A 363-nucleotide genomic window follows, 5' to 3' on the forward strand; every position below is an offset into this window, starting at 1 on the left:
GAGGAGCTGGCGCCGGCACGCTCGCTGGCCCGGCACCCCCTCTTCCAAGTCGTCCTCACCAAGCTGAACACCCACTCCTCCGTACGGGACCCGCACGCCCCGACCCTCGACCTGCCCGGACTGGACGTCCGCCTGCTGTCCACGGCCCGCCCCTCGGCCAAGTTCGACCTCGACGTCATGGTCGGCGAGACCTTCGACGAGGAGGGCGCCCCGGCCGGTCTCCGCGGCTCGGTGACGGCCGCCGCCGATCTGTTCGACAGGGAGACGGCAGACCGGATCGGCGCCTGCTGGGTGCGGGTGCTGGAACGCGTCGCCGTGGATCCGTCGGTGCGGGTGTCGGCGGTGGAGGTGCTGGATCCGGCG

1 protein-coding gene is annotated in these 363 nt (G+C 72.7%); it reads left to right on the forward strand.

Annotated elements, in window-relative coordinates; genetic code table 11:
* The coding region (locus tag H0H10_RS02280) for a condensation domain-containing protein (RefSeq protein ID WP_188179086.1) at window positions 1–363 on the forward strand (363 nt) is incomplete at both ends.

The organism is Streptomyces griseicoloratus, from assembly GCF_014534645.1.
GTDB lineage: Bacteria > Actinomycetota > Actinomycetes > Streptomycetales > Streptomycetaceae > Streptomyces > Streptomyces griseicoloratus.